The 20884-nt window shown below is 69.7% G+C and carries 16 protein-coding genes and 1 pseudogene; 8 read left to right on the top strand and 9 right to left on the bottom strand.

Going from position 1 to position 20884, the window contains the following annotated elements; translation table 11 throughout:
* The first annotated feature begins 160 nt into the window (after positions 1 to 160).
* The 5 genes and pseudogenes from D7X30_RS30285 to D7X30_RS30270 all read left to right on the top strand — a co-directional run.
* Positions 161 to 970, top strand: a complete 810-nt coding sequence (locus D7X30_RS30285; protein ID WP_120566454.1) for a DUF3108 domain-containing protein — start codon at positions 161 to 163, stop codon at positions 968 to 970.
* 36 nt (positions 971 to 1006) lie between these two features.
* A complete protein-coding gene (locus tag D7X30_RS30280) occupies positions 1007 to 2692 on the top strand; it encodes a DUF4091 domain-containing protein (RefSeq protein WP_120566453.1) in 1686 nt (561 codons plus the stop codon).
* 25 nt (positions 2693 to 2717) lie between these two features.
* On the top strand, positions 2718 to 3698 hold the full coding sequence (locus D7X30_RS30275) for a DUF3108 domain-containing protein (RefSeq protein ID WP_120566452.1): 981 nt from the start codon (positions 2718 to 2720) through the stop codon (positions 3696 to 3698).
* A 123-nt stretch (positions 3699 to 3821) separates the two neighbouring features.
* Positions 3822 to 4043 carry a hypothetical protein gene (locus D7X30_RS43175; RefSeq protein WP_233591886.1) on the top strand — a complete coding sequence of 74 codons (222 nt, stop codon included), beginning with the start codon at positions 3822 to 3824 and terminating at the stop codon, positions 4041 to 4043.
* Positions 3994 to 4125 (top strand): annotated as a pseudogene (locus D7X30_RS30270) (di-heme oxidoredictase family protein); the annotation flags it as partial. The gene D7X30_RS43175 and the pseudogene D7X30_RS30270, both read left to right, overlap by 50 nt.
* Positions 4126 to 4135: 10 nt before the next feature.
* On the opposite strand, the gene D7X30_RS30265 reads toward D7X30_RS30270, so the two are convergent.
* The 7 genes from D7X30_RS30265 to cysS form a co-directional block, all read right to left on the bottom strand.
* Positions 4136 to 4486 (bottom strand): hypothetical protein, encoded by a 351-nt coding sequence (locus D7X30_RS30265; protein ID WP_120566450.1) that lies wholly within the window; start codon positions 4484 to 4486, stop codon positions 4136 to 4138.
* A gap of 188 nt (positions 4487 to 4674) precedes the next feature.
* Positions 4675 to 6093: a hypothetical protein gene (locus D7X30_RS30260; protein WP_120566449.1), complete on the bottom strand. Its 1419-nt coding sequence runs from the start codon at positions 6091 to 6093 to the stop codon at positions 4675 to 4677.
* Between the two features lie 61 nt (positions 6094 to 6154).
* The gene (locus D7X30_RS30255; protein ID WP_014398200.1) at positions 6155 to 6673 is read right to left on the bottom strand and encodes a DUF507 family protein; all 519 of its coding nucleotides are present in this window, start codon (positions 6671 to 6673) and stop codon (positions 6155 to 6157) included.
* 138 nt (positions 6674 to 6811) lie between these two features.
* Complete coding sequence (uvrC, locus tag D7X30_RS30250) at positions 6812 to 8752, bottom strand: excinuclease ABC subunit UvrC (RefSeq protein WP_120566448.1); 1941 nt, start codon at positions 8750 to 8752, stop codon at positions 6812 to 6814.
* A 10-nt stretch (positions 8753 to 8762) separates the two neighbouring features.
* On the bottom strand, positions 8763 to 10928 hold the full coding sequence (gene uvrB / locus D7X30_RS30245; RefSeq protein ID WP_199724586.1) for an excinuclease ABC subunit UvrB: 2166 nt from the start codon (positions 10926 to 10928) through the stop codon (positions 8763 to 8765).
* Between the two features lie 79 nt (positions 10929 to 11007).
* Positions 11008 to 12684: a M28 family metallopeptidase gene (locus D7X30_RS30240; protein ID WP_120566446.1), complete on the bottom strand. Its 1677-nt coding sequence runs from the start codon at positions 12682 to 12684 to the stop codon at positions 11008 to 11010.
* A 47-nt stretch (positions 12685 to 12731) separates the two neighbouring features.
* Positions 12732 to 14201 (bottom strand): cysteine--tRNA ligase, encoded by a 1470-nt coding sequence (gene cysS / locus D7X30_RS30235; protein ID WP_120566445.1) that lies wholly within the window; start codon positions 14199 to 14201, stop codon positions 12732 to 12734.
* Between the two features lie 128 nt (positions 14202 to 14329).
* On the opposite strand from cysS, the gene D7X30_RS30230 reads away from it, so the two are divergent.
* Positions 14330 to 15811, top strand: a complete 1482-nt coding sequence (locus tag D7X30_RS30230; protein ID WP_120566444.1) for an FHA domain-containing protein — start codon at positions 14330 to 14332, stop codon at positions 15809 to 15811.
* 418 nt (positions 15812 to 16229) lie between these two features.
* On the opposite strand, the gene D7X30_RS30225 is transcribed toward D7X30_RS30230, so the two are convergent.
* Entirely contained in the window at positions 16230 to 16724 is a 495-nt protein-coding gene (locus tag D7X30_RS30225) for a CarD family transcriptional regulator (RefSeq protein ID WP_014398206.1), read from the bottom strand.
* 338 nt (positions 16725 to 17062) lie between these two features.
* Between D7X30_RS30225 and D7X30_RS30220 the strand changes: the two genes are divergently transcribed.
* Together D7X30_RS30220 and D7X30_RS30215 are read left to right on the top strand one after the other, a co-directional pair.
* A complete protein-coding gene (locus D7X30_RS30220) occupies positions 17063 to 19375 on the top strand; it encodes a DNA internalization-related competence protein ComEC/Rec2 (protein ID WP_233591873.1) in 2313 nt (770 codons plus the stop codon).
* Complete coding sequence (locus D7X30_RS30215) at positions 19375 to 19635, top strand: hypothetical protein (RefSeq protein WP_120566442.1); 261 nt, start codon at positions 19375 to 19377, stop codon at positions 19633 to 19635. Before D7X30_RS30220 ends, D7X30_RS30215 begins: the two co-directional genes overlap by 1 nt.
* A 9-nt stretch (positions 19636 to 19644) precedes the next feature.
* Here D7X30_RS30215 and D7X30_RS30210 read toward each other — a convergent pair whose 3' ends face one another.
* Positions 19645 to 20850, bottom strand: a complete 1206-nt coding sequence (locus D7X30_RS30210) for a carbohydrate-binding family 9-like protein (RefSeq protein WP_120566441.1) — start codon at positions 20848 to 20850, stop codon at positions 19645 to 19647.
* Positions 20851 to 20884 lie beyond the last annotated feature (34 nt).

The following is a 20884-nucleotide window of genomic DNA, read 5'->3' as shown; positions in this document are numbered from 1 at the left end:
CTGTCAGTCTTTCACAGGCGCGTCCGGAGGGCGGCCGGACGGCTTTGAATGCTGTCCCACGGCCGTCCGTCCTGGAAATGTCCGGTGGCTGGGGCGGTTGAGGGGCACGGTTGGCTTGGGCGGGCCGGCCACCTAACTTGCAAGCAAGGGAGCACACCCGATGCGCAGTCTGTCCAGGTGGGGGTTCACGGCGGCGGTGGTGGGACTCATGGGGTCCACGCTGGCGCATGCCCAGCAGCCCACCGGCGCGGCGTTCGGCCCGGGTGAGCAGGCCCAGTACCGGGTGCGTTACCTGGGGCTGACGGCCGGCACGGCGACGGTGACGGTGGGCGCGCCCATGACGCAGTGGGGCCAGAGCGTGTGGCCCATCGTGTCCATGGCGAAGTCCGACGACCTGGTGGGCGTCTACCCCATCAAGAGCCGCTTCGTGTCGTACTGGGATGCGGGTGCCCAGCGGGTGACGGGAAGCGATCTGCACTCGGAGGAGAACCGCAAGCGCCGCCGCCAGCGCATCCAGATGTCGGCGGACGGAGCGGGCGCGAAGGTCATCAAGCAGAAGGAGAGCGACGCGCCGCGCGAGTCCGAGCACACGCTGCCCGAGGGCACCATGGACGTGGCGGGCGCGACGTTCGCGCTGCGCGGCCAGGAGCTGGTGGTGGGCCGCTCCTATTCATATCCGGTGTTCACCGGCAGCAAGCAGTTCACCATGAGCGCCACGGTGGAGGGCCGCGAGACGGTGACGACGCCCGCGGGTGCTCGGGACACCTTCCGCGTGCGCGTGCACACCGACTTCGGCGGCAAGCTGGAATCCAAGCGCGACATGGTGGCGTACCTCAGCGCGGATGCGCATCACGTGCCGGTGCGCATCGAAGCGGACTTCGCGCTGGGCACCGTCGTGGCGGAGCTCACGGACTACAAACCGGGCCGCGTGGTGGCGGCGGTGGCCCGGGCGGACAACTCGGGCGACTGAAAAGCGTCGTCCGCCAACCAGGGGAAGGCAGGGGGCATGGGCGTGGGTTGGGCATGGGCAGTGGCGGCGGCGCTTTCCGCCGCGCCGGGCGGTGTGCAGGTGGTGTCGCCGCTGGTGAAGGTGCGGCCGGACGCGACGCCGAAGGGCGCGAAGGAGGCCCGCCTCAGCGCGGCCCGGGGTGAATGCGAGGGCACGCAGCTGGTGCTCCCCCAGGGCGTGACGCGCGTGACGATGAAGCCGCTGGCCCTCAAGGGGCCGGGCGCGCCGCTCACCGTGGACGCGTGGCGCGAGGCCTACCTGGACGTGAAGACGCCCTCCAACGGCGAGGGCAAGATGGGCCCGTGGCCCGACGCGCTGGTGCCCCTGTCCGCGCCCGCCAATCCCAGACATCCCACGGTCGTCTACGTGGAGGTCTGCGTTCCGGCGAAGCAGGCCCCGGGCACCTATACGGGGAGCCTGAGCGCGGCGGTGGATGGGAAGGAGCTGCCGGCCGTTCCCTTCCGCGTGGAGGTGCAGCCCTTCGCGCTCCCCGCGACGTCGTCGCTGCCCAACAGCTTCGGCATCTCGCTGTACAGCATCGCGAAGGGGCACGGCATCCCGGCGGAGTCGCCAGACGCGAAGGCGCTCCTGCGCGAGTACGGCAAGACGCTGCTGGAGCACCGCGTGAGCGCGCACGGAATGGGCATGGACCCGCCGCCCGCGAAGTTCCAGGACGGCCGCGCGGTGCTGGACTGGACCGCGTACGACGCGGAGATGGCGCCCTTCCTGGACGGCAGCGTGCTGCCCTCCGGCGCGCGCTTCACCACGGTGGACGTGCGTGACAACCGCAAGGCCTCCACGGACGCGGAGAAGTCCGCGTACTACCGCGCGTTCCAGAAGCACTTCCAGGACAAGGGCTGGAAGGCGCAGCTCTTCTTCTACGCCAAGGACGAACCCAAGCCCGCGGACTTCCCGCTGGTGAAGGCGCAGTCCAAGCGCGTGCGCGACGCGGGGGCGGACATCCCGGTGCTGGTCACCACTGCGTTGAACCCGGCGCTCCTGGGCTCCGTGGACATCCTCACGCCCATCATCAACTGCTTCTACCCGCGCGAGGGCCCACAGACGTGCCACCACGTGGCCAACGCCGCGACCGCGCGCACGCGGCTGCCGTCGCGCGCGAAGGTGTGGTGGTACCAGAGCTGTATGTCCCACGGCTGCACGGGCGGCCCGCCGCCGGACAAGGCGCTGGACCAGGCGTACAGCGACTGGGCCTCGTACATGGTGGACCACCCCGCCCCGCTCAACCGCGCCATGGGCCCGCTGGCCTTCGAAAGCGGCGTGGACGGCGAGCTCTATTTCGACACCGTCTTCGCCTACAACACGAAGAAGGATGTCTGGGCGGACCTCTTCGAGTTCGGAGGCAACGGCGACGGCACCCTCTTCTACCCGGGCACGCCCGCGAAGCTGGGAGGCACGCAGCACCAACCCGTGGTGTCCCTGCGGCTGAAACACATCCGTGACGGCCTGGAGGACTACGAATACCTGCGCCTGCTCACGTCGCTGGGCGACGGCGCCTTCGCGAAGGCGGCGGCGAAGCGGCTGGCGAAGTCCGGGTACGAAATCTCGCGGGACCCGGCGGAGTGGGAAGCGGTGCGCAAGGAAGTGACCGAGCGCATCGTGAAGCGTCAATCGGCTGAACAAGCGAAGCGCTCCGGACGTCGGACTTCCGGGGGAACCCCGTAGTCACTCCCCCCTGGGAGGAAGCAGAATGAAACCCATGCGCACCCTCGTCGCGGCCTGCCTCGCCTTCAGCGCCCTTGGCGCCATCCCGGGTCAGGCCCAGGAGGCCCTGCCCCGTCCGTTGAACATCCTGCGTCCGCCCACGCTCCCGGCGCCGGCGGACTCCGCCGACCCGGAGAAGCCCGCGGCGACCGCGGAGAACACCGGCGACGCGTCCGCCACCCCGGCCCCCAACGAGCCCGTCGTCTCGGTGAAGCCGTGCGAGCAGGGCCTGCCCGTGTTGCGCTCGCCGCTGGCCTTCAAGCCGGGGGAGCTGCTCGAGTTCGACATGGACGCCATGGGCGCGAAGGCGGGCAAGCTCACCATGCGCGTGCAGCGCCCCGCCAACGGCTCGCTGCCGGTGCTGGTGGAGGCGCAGACGAACACGCTGTTCTCCAAGGTGCGCCGGGTGCGAGGCAGCGCGACCAGCTACCTGCACCCCAAGACGCTGCGCCCCTCGCGCTACACCGAGGAGGCCGTGGAAAACGAGCAGCGCCGCAAGGTGAACGTGGACTTCGGCGCGCAGGACAAGAGCGTCAAGGTGGACTACCAGATTGGTGACCGACCCAAGGGCCACTACGACTACGCCTTCGACAAGGACGGCCTGGACGTCGCGGGCGCCATCTACCTCATCCGCCAGCTGCCCCTGAAGAAGGACCTGCCGGTGTGCTTCGACGTGTACGGCATCCGCCGCATGTGGCGCATGACGGCCACCGTGGTGGAGCGCGAGCACGTGTCGCTGCCCCTGGGCGAGTTCGACGCCTGGCACCTGGCCGGCACCGCCGTGCGCCTGGACCGGCCGTCGCAGACGCGCGACGTGCACGTCTGGATTACCGACGACGACCGCCGCCTCCCGCTGGCCGCCGTGGGCGCCATCGACCTGGGCGCGGTGCGTCTGACGCTGTCCGGCGTGAAGCGGCCCGGCGAAAAGCCCATGGAGGCGCAGGGCAAGGAAGATCTCAAGTGGTGACACGGGGTTGAGCCCCCGCCCCGGGCCCGCCTCCCACTGGGAGCGCGGGCTTTTCATTGACCACGAATTGAGACTGACCTGAACCAGAACCGGTCCAATGGCTCGCAGAAGGACTCGCGGCTCGTGTTCGACACGACGCGCCTGGTGCTGGAGGCGGGGCTGGTCGAAGCGCTGTACCTGACGAAGAAGCTGGGCCGGAACGTGGAGCTGTCCGTGGGCCGCTTCGCCTGTGCGGGGGGCGACACGACCCTCGACGACCGCACGTCGCGGGCGTTCGCGCAGCCGTCCCCCAACCGACGGGCGGGCCCGGACGCTGGAAGAGGCCGTGCTGTGGCACGGCGGTGAGGCGGAGCGGGCGCGGGAGGGGTTCCGCGACCTGTCCGCGAGCGACCGGGACGCGCTGGTGCGCTTCCTCCGGTCGCTGTAGCGCCCGGCTTTCAGCCGTTGCGGATCATCCCGGCGGCCTGCGACAGGCGGCGGCGCAGCTGCGTCACCACTTCGTGCAGGTCCTCCAGGCGCTGGAGCACGTGCAGGTTCTCACCCGCGTTCATCAGTGCGACCGGCGTGAGCGTCTCGCGGTGGAGGGCCAGGAGCAGATCGTGGAAGTGCGCCTGCACGTCGCCCAGGGCATCCAGGCCTTCACGGAGGTCGTCCTCCACGAAGTCCAGGAGGACGGTGGAGTCCTCGCGAGCAGGCAGCGTCCGGGCCAGACGCTCCACGGCCCCGCGGACGGGGTCGGTACGGCGCAACATCGCGGGGGTGGCGAGGGCTGCGACGAGAGGGGGCATGCTCAGGACGCTACAGGTCCGTAGCGGCCGGTCAATTTTCCCACCCCCTGCCCGCCGGTGCGAAGGGCCGCCCCGTCAGCGGCGCGCCTCGCGAACCTGTCCGACTGTCGGACAGGTTTGGACCGCTTCGGAGGTCCTGGCGCCGCCCCCCATCGCAGTCAGGGTAGCGGCGGCGTCGCGGAGCTCCCTCAGCGCGCGGGCCCCGCGGCACCGCCAGCCGGGGCCGGGGCCGGGGCCGGAGCCGCGGCGGGCGCGGCGTTGGCCGGGGCCGGGGTGGCCGGCAACGGAATGCTCGGCGAGGCATTGAGTGGCGCTGGCGTCCCCACGAGCGGCGCGGGCGTGCCGGTGTTGAGCGGCGCGGGCGTGCCCACGAGTGGCGGCGCCGGTGTGCCGGCGGACTGCGACAGCGGCGGCACCGTGGCGAGAATGCCCGGGCTCACCTGGGTGGTGCCCACGAAGTTGTTGAAGTCCGGGGCGGACACCTGCGGCGCGGTGAAGCCCCCCACGGACACGCCCGCCACCGTCGGCGGCGTGGCGAACGTCCCCTGCCCCACCGTGGCCGAGGAGCCCGGCGACACGCCCGACACCACCGGGGGCGGATTGGTCGGCGCCGAGGGCACGAACGAACCGCTGAACGTCGAAGGCGCCGCCGAAGGCAGGCCGGGCGCCGAAGGCGGGTTGACCGTCGTCCCCACCGTGCCACTCCCCGGGGTCACCACGGTGGGAGTCGGGCCCGTCGTGGTCGCGACGCTCGGCGTCCCCGCCGTGCCGCTGCCTCCCGTGCCCTGCGCGAAGTGCGGCGCGGGCATGGGTGCCACCGCCGCCGGGAACGCCGTGGGCAACACCGGCGTCAGCGTCCCCAGCGCCGAGGGCAACTCACCCGTCGTAGGCACCACCGCCAGCGACGGCACCCGCGTCCCCTCCACGTCGATGGACACGTTGTCGAAGAGGAACTGGATGAACCCGCGCGGCTCCGCCTGCGGCGGCAGGTTCCACACCACCACCACCAGCTCCGTGTCCCCCGGCCGCGCTTCGCGCAACAGCCGCTTCGTGTCGTCATCCGAGTACGTGCCCGCGTCCAACGCCGCCGCGTGCACCAGCGCGGAGTCCGTCAGCAGCATCCCGTTGCGCCACACGCTGCCAATGCCCCAGACGGCCACCGCCGCGTGCGCACGCGTCGTGGCGCGCCAGCCAATGCCTGTCTCACCGTAGATGGGCGTGCCCATCAGCACCCCACCCTCGATGAGATGCGGCGGCGGTGGAGGGAGCGGCCCGGCGGGCGCCCGCGACATCGCCTGAACGGGCGGGAAGCCCGCTTGCGTCAGCTCCACGCGGTACTCGGTGCCACCCACGCGCAGGCTCGTGGAGAGCTGTGCCTTGTCGCCGAAGGTCGCGTTCGCCACCCCAACCCGGTCCTGCACGGAGAGCGACGCCCGCCCCGTGCCGCGCTCGGTCAGGTCACCGAATGGAAGCGTACCCTGGAAGAAGTAACCGTCCGGCTGCTCGGTCCTCGCGCTGGCCTCCCGGCCCTCGAACGTGACCCCATCGCCCCCTGGCGCCGCCGCCAGGACACCGGACAGCAAGATGCTCGTGATTGGACCCGCCATCGACGCTGCCTCCCTTGAACTTGAAGGTAGGCAGCGGAGCGGGCCGTGGCACGCCCCGGGACTAAATCAGACCGCGGGCGCGGCGGATCTGCTCGACGGTCTTGTTGTACTCGATGTCGAAGGCGCTCGTGCCTTCCTGCAGGTGCTTCAGCCGCGAGCGGGCCTCCCGGTCGATCTCGTCGTCGACGTCCAGGTGCTTCTTCATGCCCTGGAACATCTTCTGACGCAGCACGTTGTCGGGGGAGTAGACCTCCTCGACGTTCCGGCTGATGAGGAGGAACTCAATCATCTGGTTGATGACGTACTCGATGCCCTCGTCCCCCATCTTGAAGCCGCGCACGTCCGCCATCTCGCGCTTCACCTGGTTGAACTTGGAGTAGTCATATCCCCGACGCTCCAGGGCCTCGCGCGTCGCCTGGTTCACACGCTCTTCGTTGGCGAGGTACTCGCGCATGATGGCGGAGAGATCCATCTCGGCGTCGGCCACGCGCATCGGCTCCACCTCGATGTCCCCGTCCTGCATGAGCTGCTGAATGGCCTCGCGCGAGATGATCGGGATCACCTTCGGATACAGCCTCATGTCGGTCCCTCGTCCTCTTCAAACGTGCTCGGATCTTCAACCGCTATAAATCAGCGCCGAGCATGGTCGCAATGAAAAACCCTAGGAACGTCGCGGGTTCCAGCGGCCAGTCCCCCCGGCGTCCGAAGCGGAACTTAATCATGCCGCACCGGGTGGCGACCCTCCATCCGCTTTTTCGTGCACGGGTTCGGAGGCGTCATCCAGGGACGCCTCGCGCACGGGGTCCTCGGTGTCGTCCTCGGGGTCGCCATGCAGACCCGCGTGGACGCGCTCGGCCATCGCCGGGCCTACGACCTCGGTCAGCTCCTCGATGCTGGCCTCGCCCACCCGCTTGAGAGAACCGAAGTGGCGCAGCAACATCTTCCGCCGGCCCTCTCCCACGCCGGGAATGTCCTCCAGCGCGGAACGCAAGGAACTCTTGCGCATGGATTTGCCCTGGAAGGTGATGGCGAAGCGGTGCGCTTCGTCCCGCATGCGCGTGAGCATGAACATTTCCGCTGAATTCTGCGGCAGGACGATGGGATCCTTGCGACCCAGGACGAAGACGCGCTCGGGGCTCTTCGCGCTCTCCGCATCGCGGTCGAAGACCTCCTGATCGCGGCTCTTGGCCAGGCCCACCACGTCCACGCCCTCCACGCCCAGGTCCTTCATGGCCGCGTGCGCGCTGGCGAGCTGACCCTTGCCACCGTCGATGACGAGCAGATCCGGCAGGTCCCCATCCTCCAGGCCGCGCTTGAGCCGGCGGGTGATGACCTCGTACATGCTGGCGAAGTCGTCCTGCTTCTCCACCGATTTGATCTTGTATTTGCGGTAGCGCGACTTGTCCGTCTCCCCATCCGTCACGGCCACCTGTGACGCCACGATGGAGGAGCTCTGGAAGTGGGAGATGTCGAAGCACTCCATGCGGCGCGGGAAGTTGCGCAGGCCCAGCTTGGACTGGAGCCGTGACAGGACCGTGTCGGTTTCGTCCTTGGTGCGCTTTCTCTCCACGAACGCCTGCTCCGCGTTCTTCACCGCCATGTTCACCAGCTCATGCTTCTCCCCGCGCTTGGGGACGAAGACACGCACGCGCTCGCCCTTGCGCTCCGTGAGCAGGGCCTCCAGGCCGTCAGTGCCGTCGCCGGGCTCCAGGGGCAGCAGGACCTCCTCGGGCACGAAGCCACCCTGGTCGTAGTAGAGGTTCACGAACGAGGCGAGCAGCTCGTCGTCCGGGAACTCCTGGCTGCCGAAGGGGAAGGCCTGGCCGCCGTTGAGCCGGCCCTGCCGCACGTGCAGCACGTAGAACAGGATGCGGTCGCCCTCGCGGAACAGGGCGAACACGTCCTGGTCCTTGAAGTCCGTGGTGGCCACCTTCTGGCGCTCCAGGCTGCGCTCGATGGCGAGCAACTGGTCGCGCACCCGCGCGGCCTCCTCGAACTTCAGCTCCATGGACGCGCGCTTCATCCGCGCGCGCAGTCCTTCGATGAGCTGCCCCGCCTTGCCCTCCAGGAACATGGCCACCTCGTCCACGCTCTTGCGGTACTCCTCCGGGGGAACCGGATGGACGCAGGGGGCCGGGCACCGTCCGATTTGGTACAGCAGGCACGGCCGCTTGCGGTTGGCGAGCACGTGGTCCGTGCAGGTGCGCAGGCGGAAGAAGCGGTTGATGAGCCGCAGCGTTTCGCGGATGGCGCCCGCGCTGGAGTACGGGCCGAAGTAGCGCGCGCCGTCCTTCTCGTACTTGCGCACCACCTCCAGCCGGGGGAACGACTGGGTGCGGTCCAGACGCAGGGAGATGAACTGCTTGTCGTCCTTGAGCAGGACGTTGAAGCGCGGCTTGTGCTTCTTGATCAGCTCGTTTTCAAGAAGGAGCGCCTCCTTCTCGTTGTGGACGAGCACCGTCTCCAGGTCGCCCAGCATCGTGTCCAGCAGGGACACGAAGACGCGGGTGTCTCCGGAGCGGTTGAAGTAGCTGCGCACGCGGCTGCGCAGGTTGATGGCCTTGCCCACGTAGATGATGGTCCCGCGCTTGTCCTTCATCAGGTACACGCCGGGCTCGGTGGGCAGCGCGTCCAGCTTCTCCTGCAGCCGGATGTCCATGGGGGCCTCGCTAGTTCTTGCGTGACCGCGAACGGGCCGCGGGCTTGGACGCCCCAGACGCGCCAGAAGAACCGCCACCCGACGAGGAGGGACGGCCGCGTCCCCGCCCCTTCTTCGGCGTGGTGCCGGGCTGGTCCACCGCCTTGGGCGGCGCGCGCAAGAGCGAACGCGAGGCCGGCTTGAGCCCCAGGTCCATGTCCTTGAGCAGTTGGACGCGGTCGCGGAACTCGGCGGCCTTCTCGAATTGCATCTCGTCCGCGGCCTTGAGCATGTCGGCGCTGAACTCCGCGATGAGGCGCTTGATCTCCTTTGGCTCCAGGAGGTCGTTCTCCCCTTCCGCCGCCATGGGCAGCGCGCCCGCGCCCGCGTCGTAGTCCGGGATGTTCTCCGTGAAGTCGGTGATGTTGCTCTTCACCGACCGCGGAGTGATGCCGTGCTCCAGGTTGTACGCGCGCTGGATGTCGCGGCGGCGCGTCGTTTCCTCGATGGCGCGCTTCATGGAGTCGGTCATCTGATCCGAATACATGATGACGCGCCCGTTCACGTTGCGCGCCGCGCGGCCAATGGTCTGGATGAGCGACACGTGGCTGCGCAGGAAGCCTTCCTTGTCCGCGTCCAGGATGGCCACGAGCGACACCTCCGGGATGTCCAGGCCTTCACGCAGGAGGTTGATGCCCACGAGCACGTCGAACTCGCCCCGGCGCAGGTCGCGGATGATGGCCATGCGCTGAATGGCGTCGATGTCCGAGTGCAGGTAACGGACCTTCACGCCCACGTCGCTGTAGTACTCGGTGAGGTCCTCCGCCATGCGCTTGGTGAGCGTGGTCACCAGCACGCGCTCGTTGCGCGACACGCGCACGCGGACCTCTTCCAGCAGGTCGTCCACCTGGTTGCCCGCGGGGCGCGTCTCCACCTCCGGGTCGGTGAGGCCGGTGGGGCGGATGATCTGCTCCACCACCACGCCCTTGGACTTCTGCAGCTCGTACTCGGCGGGGGTCGCGGAGACAAAGACGGCCTGGGGGACCATCTCCTCGAACTCCACGAACTTCAGCGGCCGGTTGTCCAGGGCGCTGGGCATGCGGAAGCCGAAGTTGACCAGCGTCTCCTTGCGGGCGCGGTCGCCGCGGTACATGGCGCCAATCTGGGACACCGTCTGGTGGCTCTCGTCGATGAGGACCAGCAGGTCGCGCGGGAAGTAGTCGATGAGGCACGGGGCCGATTCACCCGGCGCGCGCCCGGTGAAGTGGCGCGAGTAGTTCTCGATGCCGTTGCAGTAGCCGACCTGTTCGATCATCTCCAGGTCGAACATGGTGCGCTGCTCCAGCCGCTGCGCCTCCAGCAGCTTGCCCTCCGCCTTGAACTTCTGGAGCTGTTCGGACAGCTCCTCGCGGATGGTGCGCATGGCGTTCTGGCGCGCGTCGGCTCCGGCGACGTAGTGGCTGGCGGGGAAGATGACGATCTTCTCCAGCTGGCCCAGCGTCTGGCCGCGCAGCGGGTCGAACTCGGTGATGCGCTCCACCTCGTCGCCGAAGAAGCTGACGCGCACGGCGCGCTCTTCCTCGTAGGCGGGGAACACCTCCACGGTGTCGCCGCGGGCGCGGAAGGTGCCTCGGTGGAAGTCCAGGTCGTTGCGCTCGTACTGGGCTTCCACCAGCTTGCGCATGAAGCCGTCGCGGCCCATGTCCTCGCCCACGGCGGCGCGGATGGCCAGGTCCACGTAGCTGCGCGCGGCGCCCAGGCCGTAGATGCAGGACACGCTGGCTACGATGATGACGTCGTTGCGGGTGCGCAGGCTGTGCGTCGCCGAGTGGCGCATCCGTTCGATGTTGTCGTTGATGGACGAGTCCTTCTCGATGAAGGTGTCCGTCGACGGGACGTAGGCCTCGGGCTGGTAGTAGTCGTAGTACGAGACGAAGTACTCGACGGCGTTGCTCGGGAAGAGCGCCTTGAACTCGCCGTACAGCTGCGCCGCCAGCGTCTTGTTGTGCGCGATGACCAGCGCGGGGCGCTTCACGTTGGCGATGAGGTTCGCCATCGTGAACGTCTTGCCCGAGCCGGTGACGCCCAGGAGGGTCTGGTAGCGGTCGCCGCGAAGCAGGCCCTCGGTCAGCTCCCCGATGGCCCTTGGCTGGTCGCCCTGCGGCTTGTGCTCACTGACGAGTTCGAAGTCCGGCATAGAGGACAGATCTAACATCCCCGCTGCCTGTGTACTGAACCTTCGTGCACGTCCGTCCGACAAAGGACGGGGCGCCCGCCTACCTCGCGGCCGGGGACTTCAGTGCCTCCAGGGACTTCAGGCGAGCGGCCTCGAACTCGTCCCCCTTGTTCCACACGGGCATCTCCGGGGCCTTCGCCACCTGGGCGCCCACCAGGAAGAACAGCCGGGTGTCCTCCACTGCGCCGGACAGGTCCCACTCCGGGCGGACCTCGTCGGAGGGCTGGTGGTAGTGCTTCGCCTCCCACTGGCCGCGCTGCTGCTTGCCCCAGCCCTCCGGCCGGCCGATGAAGTCCATGCCGCTGCCGAAGTAGGCGGCGGGAATGCCCTGCCGCGCGAAGTTGAATTGATCCGAGCGGTAGAAGAACCCGCGGTCGGAGAGCTGATCCGCCTTCACCGTGCGGCCCTGCGTCTTCGCCATCGCGGTGACGAAGGTGTCCAGCGAGGACTTGCCCAGGCCGATGACGGTGATGTCGCGCGTGCGGCCCAGCACGTTGCCGCCGTCCACGTTGATGTTCGCGGCGATGCGGCCCGGGGGCACCGGCGGATGCGCCGCGAGGTACGCGGAGCCCAGGAGGCCGTACTCCTCCGCTGCCACCGCGGCGAAGAGGATGGAGCGGCGCGGAGGCGTGGGCAGCGCGGTGAAGGCGCGGGCCACGGACAACATCGAGGCCACGCCGGCCGCGTTGTCCAGCGCGCCGTTGTAGATGACGTCCTCGCCGGGCTTGCCATCGTCCTTCTTGCCCAGGTGATCATGGTGCGCGCTGTAGAGCACCACTTCCTTCGCCAGCGTGGGGTCGCTGCCGGGCAGCAGGCCCAGCACGTTCGCGGTGGGCCGGCGGCGCACCTCGTTGGAGAGGCGCAGGGACAGCGTCACGCCCAGCGGCACCGGGTGGAAGTCGCGCTTCTGGGCGGCGGCGCGCAGCGCGTCCAGGTCCTGCCCCGCGAGCTTCATCACCTGCTTCGTGGCGTCCTCGGTCGTCCACGCCTTCACCTGGAGGCGGGGCGCGTCGCCCGCGGGCAGCTCGAACTGCTCGCCGGTCCACGACGTGCGCACCACCTGCCACGGGTAGCCCGCGCTGGGCGTGGTGTGGATGATGATGGCGCCCGCCGCGCCCGTCTTCGCCGCCTGCTCGTATTTGTAGTCCCAGCGGCCGTACCAGAGGCGCGCCTTGCCTCCGAAGAGGCGCGGGTCGTCCTCCGGATCATTGTTGAGGATGACCAGCGTCTTGCCCTTCAGGTCCGCGCCCTTGAAGTCGTCCCACTGGTACTCCGGCGCGACGATGCCGTAGCCCACGAACACCAGCTCGGAAGCGTCCAGCTTCGCCTCCGGCGCCTGCACGCCGGACACGGCGATGAAGTCCTCACGAGGCTGGAGCTCCACGCGGCCCGCCTTCGCCTGGAAGGTCATGGTGCCGGGGCGGCTGTGGATGCCCATCAGGTCGAAGCGCTGGAGGTAGCTGCCATCCTCCGCGCCCGGCTTGAGGCCCAGACCTTCGAATTGCGTGGCGATGTACTCCTGCGCCAGCGCGTCGCCGCGCGTGCCGGGGCCTCGGCCTTCCAAAAGGTCGCTCGCGAGAAAGCGCACGTGCGCGCGCAGGAGGTCCGCGGTGATGGCCTGTTCGGCCGTCTTCTCCTGCGGCGTGACGGTGGGCGTGCCCGCCGCGAGAACGGACGCCGAGCACAGCGAGACGAACAGCGCTGGGAGGAGCCTCATGGGCCTGAGTGCGTAGCATGGCCGCACGGGCGCCCCCCAGCGGGTTTTCAGGAGGCCGGTGCCGCCACCTTCCAGGAGGTGCCGGCAGGCGTGTCCATGATGTCCACGCCCAGGACCTTGAGGGCCCCGCGCACCTCATCCGCCTTGGCGAAGTCCTTCGCGGCGCGCGCGGCGGTCCGCTCGGCGAGCAGCCGCTCCACCTCCGCCACGTCGATGCCGCGCTCACGGACCGCGCGCTCACGGCGGCGCAGCAGCCACGCGCCCGGGTCGTCCTCGAAGAGGCCCAGGACGCGGGACGTCTCACGCACCTGCTCGCGCAGCGCCTGGAGCGTGCGGCCCACCAGCGGCTTGTCCTTCACGGGCGGCTTGTCGGTGAGCTCGTTCATGAAGCCGAAGAGCCCGGACAGCGCGCCCAGCGCGCTCGCGGTGTTGAAGTCGTCGTCCATGGCGGACTCGAACTCCGTGAGGAAGCGCGCCGGGTCGCCGTGCAGCGGGCCCTTGCCGAAGTCCTTGCCCACCACGCGCTCGTCCACCTTGCGCAGCGTTTCGTAGAAGTACTCCATGCGCCCTTCCGCGTCCTGGAGCGCCTTCTCCCCGAAGTTGAGCGGGTGGCGGTAGTGCGTGGAGAGGAAGAAGAAGCGCAGGGCCTCCGCGTCCACCTTGGCGAGCGCGTCGCGCAGGCGCACCACGTTGCCCAGCGACTTGGACATCTTCGCGCCTTCCAGGTCCAGGAAGCCGCAGTGCATCCAGTACTTCGCCATCGTCTGGCCGGTGGCGGACTCGCTCTGGGCGATCTCGTTCTCGTGGTGGGGGAAGATGAGGTCCAACGCCCCGCCGTGGATGTCGAACGTGCGGCCCAGGAACTTCTCGCTCATCGCGGAGCACTCGATGTGCCAGCCCGGACGGCCCTTGCCCCAGGGGCTGTCCCACGACGGCTCACCGGGCTTCGCCGCCTTCCACAGCGCGAAGTCCAGCGGCTGGCGCTTGAGGTCGCCGGGATGCACGCGCTCGCCCTGGCACAGGTCGTCCAGGTTGCGCTTGGACAGCTTCGCGTAGTCGTCGTCCTTGTCGACGGCGAAGTACACGTCGCCCTTGGCCTCGTAGGCGAAGCCCTTGTCCACGAGCGTCTGGATGATGGCGACGATCTCCGGGATGGTCTCGCTCACGCGCGGGGACACGTCCGGTTCGCGCAGGTGCAGCGCGCGGGCGTCCTCGCGGAAGGCCTCCACGAAGCGCGAGGCCAGGTCCACGGGCGCCTCGCCCGTCTCGTGCGCGGCCTTGATGATCTTGTCGTCGACGTCCGTGTAGTTGCGCACGTACGTCACCTTGAAGCCCCGGTAGCGCAGATAGCGGACCACCACGTCGAACGACGTGAAGGTGCGCGCGTTCCCGATATGAATGTAGCTGTAGACCGTGGGCCCACAGACGTAGACCTTCACTTCGCCGGGCACGAGCGGCTCCAGCGGCTCCTTCTGCATGGACATCGTGTTGAAGAGCCGGATGGATGGGGGGGCCACGGTGGAGGGTCCTCCTTTGGGAACAGGGTGGGCGCGGCACTTGCGCAACGCGATACACACTCTAGGATCCCGGGTCCCACACAGGCCAGCACTTGGCGTTGGAAGCGTCGGATAGGGAGAATCGCCGCATGGCTCCGCCGAATCCGAAGCGTCCGCCGCGCCCTCCCCGCCCTCCAGGGCAGCAGGCGTCGTCGGATGACCCGTCGGAGGAGCTCCCGTTCGACGACGACGAGGTGGCACCCCTGCAGGCGGATGATCCGCGCCCGCAGCGCGTGCCCCAGTATCCGGCGGGCCCCCGGAAGGTGAAGCGGCGGGGGCCGGGCGAGCGCAGCCGGTCCGACCGGGAGCTGACGCCCCGGTATGACTGGGCGAAGGAGTACTCGGATCCGGGCCTGACGCCCGCGTTCGTCTACGTGGAGCGGGGGCCGGGCGCCGGGCAGCTCGTGCCGCTGCGACAGGGTTCCATCACGCTGGGACGGTCCTCCACGTCGGACCTGCGGCTCCAGCATGCGTCCATCAGCCGGCGCCATGCGCAGCTGACCCGGCGGGGCAATGTCTTCACGGTGCGCGACCTGGGCAGCCAGAACGGTACGTTCGTCAACCGCCTGCGCATCAAGGGCGAGGTGGAGATCAAGCCCGGGGACGAGCTGAGCCTGGGCAACGCGACCTTGAGGCTGCGCGGTTCCGGGGCCGGGCCGACGGAGAGCCGGACGGCGCTGGATCCGCTGCGGCCTCGCACGGCGAAGCGTCGGCTGAATGGGGTCGCCGTGGCGGTGGCCGCGGCGGTCGTGGGCTCCGCGGCCGCGGCGTTGATCAGCGTGGTGGCCATGCGCATGGGGGACCGGACTCCCGCGCGGGCTCCAGCCGAAGGTGCGCCCGCCAGGGACCCTGGACCTCCGGTGGTGCCCGTAAAGGAGGCCCAGGAGACCGAGGCGGCAGCGCCCGCGAAGGAGGCCACCGTCGTCGAGGTGGAAGCGCCCGAAAAGGGTTCGAACCACGGGAGTCTGGGAGCGGCGAAGGTCCTCAGCGCTTCGGACATCGCGCGAAGGAGCCAGTCGGGCCAGGTGCCTCCGAGCACCGGGGCAACGGCGAAGGACGCCGCGGCAGGTGAACCCCATCCAGGCGCTTCGAGTCTGGTGCAGGTCGTTGCCGCGTCCGGACGCAAGGCGCTTCCCTCGACCGAGCCGTCAGGGGCTCCGGACGAGCGCCAGCGCGCGGACATCCTCGCTCGCTACGAATCCGGTGACGTGGCCGGGGCGTTGGCCCAGGCGAAGCGCGCGAGCCTCACGCCCCTGGTGCAGCAGCTCACCCGGTTCCAGACCGCTGAATCCGCGGCCCGGACCGCCCTGGCACAGCAGGACCGTCCCCGGGCGCTCGATGCACTCAGCGCCGCCGTTCGGGCGGACCAGGAGCTGTCCCAGGGCTGGAGCCGACAGGGCGTCAGCCTCCGCCGCCAGCTCGCCGGGCTCTACGTGCGCACGGGGCAGGATGCCGTCCGCGCCCAGCGCTTCTCGGACGCCCGCGCGGCCTTCACCACGGCCCTTCAGTACGACGCCGACAACGCAGAGGCCAGCACGCAGCTGGCAGCGCTCGAAGCGCGGGCGCCCTGAATCCGCATGGCTTCGGGCCCGCCGAGGCGCCCCCCCTCCCGGCGCGGTTTTCCAAAACCTGTCCGACTGTCGGACAGGTTTCCGCGGCTCAGCTACGGGAGGGGCTCCTGGTCACGTCCATCCAAGCCGGCCCGATTGTCGGACAGGTTTCCGCGTCCCAGCTTGAGCGGAGGCGCTCAGCCTCTTTTCCATGAGCTGTCCGACTGTCGGACAGGTTTCCGCGGCTCAGCTGGGGCAGAGGGGCCAGACCTTGGCTGGCCAACCCGGTCCGACTGTCGGACAGGTTCGTGCCGTGCTCCGCTGACGGGGAGGCCCATGGGGCCCGGGCTCCAGAAACACGACGCCCCGGATTCCATCGAGGGAACCCGGGGCGAGGGGTGCGAACGCGGCGGCCTGGGGCCGCGCGTCACGCGGGGACTCAGGCGAGGTTGAAGATCTTCTTCAGGTCGGACTCGACCTCTTCCTCGGAGCAGTCCTTGGCCAGCGACAGTTCCTTGATCAGCAGGGAGCGCGCCGTGTCCAGCATCTTGCGCTCTCCGAACGACAGGTCCTTGTCGCCCTTGAGCAGGTACAGGTCGCGGAGCACCTCAGCGATTTCGAAGACGGAGCCCGTCTTGATCTTCTCCATGTACTCGCGGTACCGGCGGTTCCACGTGGTGGAGTCGACGGAGATGTCCTTCTCGCGGAGGATGGAATAGACCTGCTTGACGTCCTCTTCGCTGATGATCTCCCGGAGGCCGACCGAACCGACCTTGTTGATCGGGATCATGATCCGCATCCCGTTCTCCAGGATGCGCAGCACGTAGAACGACTGGCGCTGCCCGGCGACCTCGGTGTGCTCGATGCCCATCACCTCACCGACGCCCTGGCCCGGATAAACCGCCTTGTCACCAGTCTTGAAGCTGGTCTGCACTAACTGCCTCCTTGGAGAAAGCTTCGACCCCGGCCTTCACGCCCGCCACTACTACCACAAACCACATCCACGGGCAACGAAATCGCCTTGACCACCCGATGACAGCCGCACTACGGTGTCCGGTTTTGTGTGCGGTGTCGCTCGGTGTGTGAGCGCCGCGAGACGGACGGGGCGGTGGGTGGGGGTGGGTGTTGGTTCGTTATTCGTGGCGCGACCTGGGTACGCGTCCGTTGTTCTTTCCAGCGCTGAGCCTCTTGCTCGGCGCCCTCTGGGCAACCGGAACAGAGAGCTTCGCCGGGGTATTTCTCCTCTGCGCGCTTTGCCTGGGCGGCTTGGGCATGGCGCTCGGCCCGTTGCCTGGAGCACACCTCGCGGTGCTTGGCGCGATGGCCCTGACGGGCGCGGGGCTTTCCGCCCTGGAGGCGCGGGTCGACGTCCCTCCCTCCTTGAAGGAAGGCGGCAGCGCGGTCCTTGAAGGCGAGTTGGAGCGCGTGGAGCGCTTCGATGGCGCCGTGAGACTGCGGCTCGCGGTGGCCCGTGCAGGGCTGATTCCCGAGCCTCCGGCGGCAGCTCGATTCCGCGTCAGCCTTTCGGGGCGGGGGGATGGTCTGGAATTGAACCCCGGGCAGCGCGTGCGTGTGGAAGCGCGGCTCCTGCCGGATGCGCCTCCTTCGAATCCGGGCGAGCGGGACTTCTCGTCGGCGCGGCGGCGGCAGGGCGTGGCCTTCACGGGCGGCTTCGTTCCGGGGCGCGTGCTGGCGCTCTCCCCTGCCCCCTCCTGGCGGCTCGCGCTGGAGGACGTGCGCGGGCGGCTGACGACGGCGGTGCATGGGGTCGCGCCCTCGGCGGACGCGGCGGCGCTGTTCCTCACGCTGGCCGCCGGGCAGCGCGCGGACCTGGACGCTTCCTGGGAGGATGCGTTCTCACGGGCGGGGCTCGCGCATGTGCTCAGCGTCAGCGGGCTGCACGTGGCGGCGCTCGCGCTGATGACGCTCGCGCTGCTCAGGCGAGGGCTCGTGCGGCTGGGTGGACGCTGGCGGACTCTGGAGGCACGGCGGTGGGCGGCTCCGGCGGCGGTGCCCTTCGTCTGGGCCTATGTGCTCTTCACGGGGAACCAGGCGCCCGCGGTGCGCTCGGCGGTGATGGCCACGGCGGTGCTGCTGGGCCTGTCGCTGTGGCGGCGCGCGGATGGGCTGAACGGCCTGTCGCTGGCGGCGCTGGTGCTTGTGGCCTGGACGCCCTCCAGTGTCGTGGACCTGTCCCTCCGGCTGTCGTTCCTCGCGGTGCTGGGGCTGGTGCTGCTGTCACCCGCGCTGCGCGAGGCCCTTCCCCTGGATCGGCCGGCCCCTTCCGAGCCCCGGCTGCTGAAGCGGTGGGCCGCCCAGGCGCGTGAGACCGTGGCGCAGACGTTGTGCGCGAGCGGCGCGGCGACGCTCGTGGGGCTGCCCGTGGTCGCGGCGGCGTTCGGCCGGGTGAGCCTGGCGGGGCTCGTGTCCAACATCGTCGCCCTGCCCCTGTGTGGACTGCTCACCGGGCTCGCGGCGGGCGGCGCGGCCCTCTTCGTCGTGGCGCCGGTCGTGGCGACGCCGGTGCTGTGGGCGGGCGCCTGGGCGTCGGAGCTCCTCCTCGTGCTGACGCGGGGCTTCGCGGCCGTGCCCTTCGCGGCGGTGGAGGTGCCGGGCCTGGGGCCGTGGCTTGGCGGCGTGTACGCGGTGGGGCTGGGCGCCTGGGCGCTGGGTTCGGGGCGCTGGCGCTGGCTGGGCCTGCTCGTTCCGGGGGCCGTGATGGGTGCACTGCTGCTGCCCGTGCTCGCTCCGGAGCCCGCGCTGCGGATCACCTTCCTCTCCGTGGGCCAGGGGGACGCGGTGGTGCTGCGCTCCCGGGGACACCACGCGTTGGTGGATGCGGGCGGCGTTCCGGAGGGCGCGGATACCGGGGAGCGGTTCGTCCTGCCCTTCCTCAAGGCCGAGGGCGTGTCGAGGCTGGACCTCGCGGTGCTCTCCCATCCGCATCCGGACCATGCGCTCGGGCTCGTGTCGACGCTGGCACAGGTGCCCACCGAACGCCTGTGGCTGTCCGCGGGGAGCGCGGAGGGGCCGCTGTCCCGGCGGATCATCTCGGCCGCGAAGGGCGCCACGGTGGAGGAGGTGGAGGTGGGGCATCCCGCGTTCGTCCTGGGTGAGGCGACGTTGGAGGTGCTGGGGCCCCCCGTGGACCGGGAGCTGATGGAGGGCGCGAACGACCGGAGCGTGGTGCTGCGCGTGCGCCATGGCGACGTCACCGTGCTGCTGGCGGGCGACGTGGAGGCGGACGGCGAGGCCGCGCTCGAGGAGGCGCTGGGCCCGGTGACGGTATTGAAGGTGCCGCACCATGGCTCGCGCACGTCGTCCACCGCGCCGTTCCTGGAGCGCACGCGGCCGCGTCACGCGGTGTTCTGCGTGGGCCGGCGCAACCGCTATGGGTTCCCCCATCCGGAGGTGGAGGCGCGCTACCGGGCCCTGGGCACCGAGTGCTGGCGCACCGACCGGGACGGGGCCATCACCCTGGAGAGCGACGGCGAGGACGTCCGGCTGGTGTCCTTCCTGCCGCGCGTGGATTCCGCGCCGCCCCCCGTTGCCGGGAGTGGGAGGCAGGCCCAGCTTGAACGGTGATGATCTCCGACGACCTGGATCTCCGGCAGCTCACCGCCCAACTCAAGGCCCGCCTGGGCCCTGGCGAGCCCGTGGGCTACCTGCGCGGCAAGTCCCTCATGCGCGACATGCTGCTCGACATGAGGGACAACCGGTTCTCCGAACTGGAGGCCGAGGAGCTCGTCGACACGCTGGAGTCCCGGGGCTTCGTGCGCTTCCTGGGCGACCCGGCGGAGCGCTCCGTGGCGGACGCACCGTGGGACATCTCGCCCCACGCGTGAGCTGCCGGCCTACTGGAAGACGAGCCAGCCGAAGCGCGGCAGCGCGTGGAAGTCGCCGATGAAGAGAGGCGAGAAGGCCTGGCCTTCCACCTGGCGGCGGTCGTGGTGCTCCAACCGGTAGAGGTTGAAGCGCCAGCGCTCACCGGGCTGGGGCGGAATGTGCGGCACCTCCGCGAGCCGGTTGAACGGGATGGCCATCTCCACCGTCCAGCCCTCGTCGCGGTCGGACGCGTCGTCCAGCGTGCCGCGCACCTTCACCGCCGTCTTCATGCCTGAGTCCCAAGAGCGGTCCATGCCCTGGCGCCGCGCGGGGAAGTACGCGTCGAAGATGACGTTGTGGGGCGACACCTGCAGCTCGTTGTACGTGCGCCCGTCCGCGTTGGCGTCGAGGAACACCTCCACGACCTCCTGCTCGTAGATGGAGTCGTCGCGGTTGCGCATGGTGCCCCAGATGTCCGGGTCCTCCACGTCGAAGGCCACGTACAGGTTCGCGTCGTCGTAGACGAGGCGAGCCTGGGTGCGCAGCCGCACGGGCCGGCCGTCGAAGCTGCCCGCGAGCGTCACCGGCTTCGCGCCCTTCCAGGCATCGTCGTCCAGCGCCCCGTCGACCACCGGCGCCTTCTTCACGCGCGTGACGGTGTACTCCGGCAGCGCGGGAGGCTCACCGCCCAGGAGCGGGCCACGCATCCGGTTGCCCCCCAGTTGCATGCGCGGATCATCCACCGCGAGCCGCTCGTCGTCCTTCCAGAAACCCAACACGAGCCGTGCGGGCGTGGCGGGCATGGCGACGGTGTGCACGTCCTCCAGCACCCGGCCCACGGGCCAGGTCTCCAGCGGCGCGGCGCCGTCCTGGAACTCGTGATCCGCGTTGGCCAGCATCTGGCCGCTCTCCGGATCCACCACGTGCGCGAAGAAGTGGAAGCCCTGGGGTGGCGGGCGCACGGCCTGGAAGTAGTGCGCGATGCGCACCGGCTGCCCCGGCGTGGCCTTCTCCGGCGTCACGCGCGCGCCCAGGTAGACGATGGCGCCTCCGGCGAACGTGGCGCCGCTGCGGAAGGTGAGCCCCTCCGGGGCCGCGTCGAGCGTCCGCAGCGTCGTGGGCGCGGGCAGCTTGGGCGTGCGGTGAGCGGGGCCCGCCTGTTCATCGCGGCAGGCGCCACCCATGAACAGGACGGAGGACAGCAACGGGGCGAGGGCAAGGGAGCGGAGGCGCATCGAAGGAGCGGAGTCTACCCTTCCCGTCTTCTGG

Origin of the sequence: Corallococcus sp. AB011P (assembly GCF_003611605.1) — a bacterium.
In the GTDB taxonomy this organism is placed as follows: Bacteria; Myxococcota; Myxococcia; order Myxococcales; family Myxococcaceae; genus Corallococcus; species Corallococcus coralloides.
This window is presented reverse-complemented; position numbering and strand designations above follow the sequence as displayed.

Bases quoted from the DNA above. Each gene is read 5' to 3' on its own strand.
- D7X30_RS30285 (WP_120566454.1), top strand. From the start codon at position 161: ATGCGCAGTCTGTCCAGGTGGGGGTTCACGGCGGCGGTGGTGGGACTC.
- D7X30_RS30280 (WP_120566453.1), top strand. From the start codon at position 1,007: ATGGGCGTGGGTTGGGCATGGGCAGTGGCGGCGGCGCTTTCCGCCGCG.
- D7X30_RS30275 (WP_120566452.1), top strand. From the start codon at position 2,718: ATGAAACCCATGCGCACCCTCGTCGCGGCCTGCCTCGCCTTCAGCGCC.
- D7X30_RS30265 (WP_120566450.1), bottom strand. From the start codon at position 4,486: ATGCCCCCTCTCGTCGCAGCCCTCGCCACCCCCGCGATGTTGCGCCGT.
- D7X30_RS30260 (WP_120566449.1), bottom strand. From the start codon at position 6,093: ATGGCGGGTCCAATCACGAGCATCTTGCTGTCCGGTGTCCTGGCGGCG.
- D7X30_RS30255 (WP_014398200.1), bottom strand. From the start codon at position 6,673: ATGAGGCTGTATCCGAAGGTGATCCCGATCATCTCGCGCGAGGCCATT.
- uvrC (WP_120566448.1), bottom strand. From the start codon at position 8,752: ATGGACATCCGGCTGCAGGAGAAGCTGGACGCGCTGCCCACCGAGCCC.
- uvrB (WP_199724586.1), bottom strand. From the start codon at position 10,928: ATGCCGGACTTCGAACTCGTCAGTGAGCACAAGCCGCAGGGCGACCAG.
- D7X30_RS30240 (WP_120566446.1), bottom strand. From the start codon at position 12,684: ATGAGGCTCCTCCCAGCGCTGTTCGTCTCGCTGTGCTCGGCGTCCGTT.
- D7X30_RS30230 (WP_120566444.1), top strand. From the start codon at position 14,330: ATGGCTCCGCCGAATCCGAAGCGTCCGCCGCGCCCTCCCCGCCCTCCA.
- D7X30_RS30220 (WP_233591873.1), top strand. From the start codon at position 17,063: ATGGCGCTCGGCCCGTTGCCTGGAGCACACCTCGCGGTGCTTGGCGCG.
- D7X30_RS30215 (WP_120566442.1), top strand. From the start codon at position 19,375: ATGATCTCCGACGACCTGGATCTCCGGCAGCTCACCGCCCAACTCAAG.
- D7X30_RS30210 (WP_120566441.1), bottom strand. From the start codon at position 20,850: ATGCGCCTCCGCTCCCTTGCCCTCGCCCCGTTGCTGTCCTCCGTCCTG.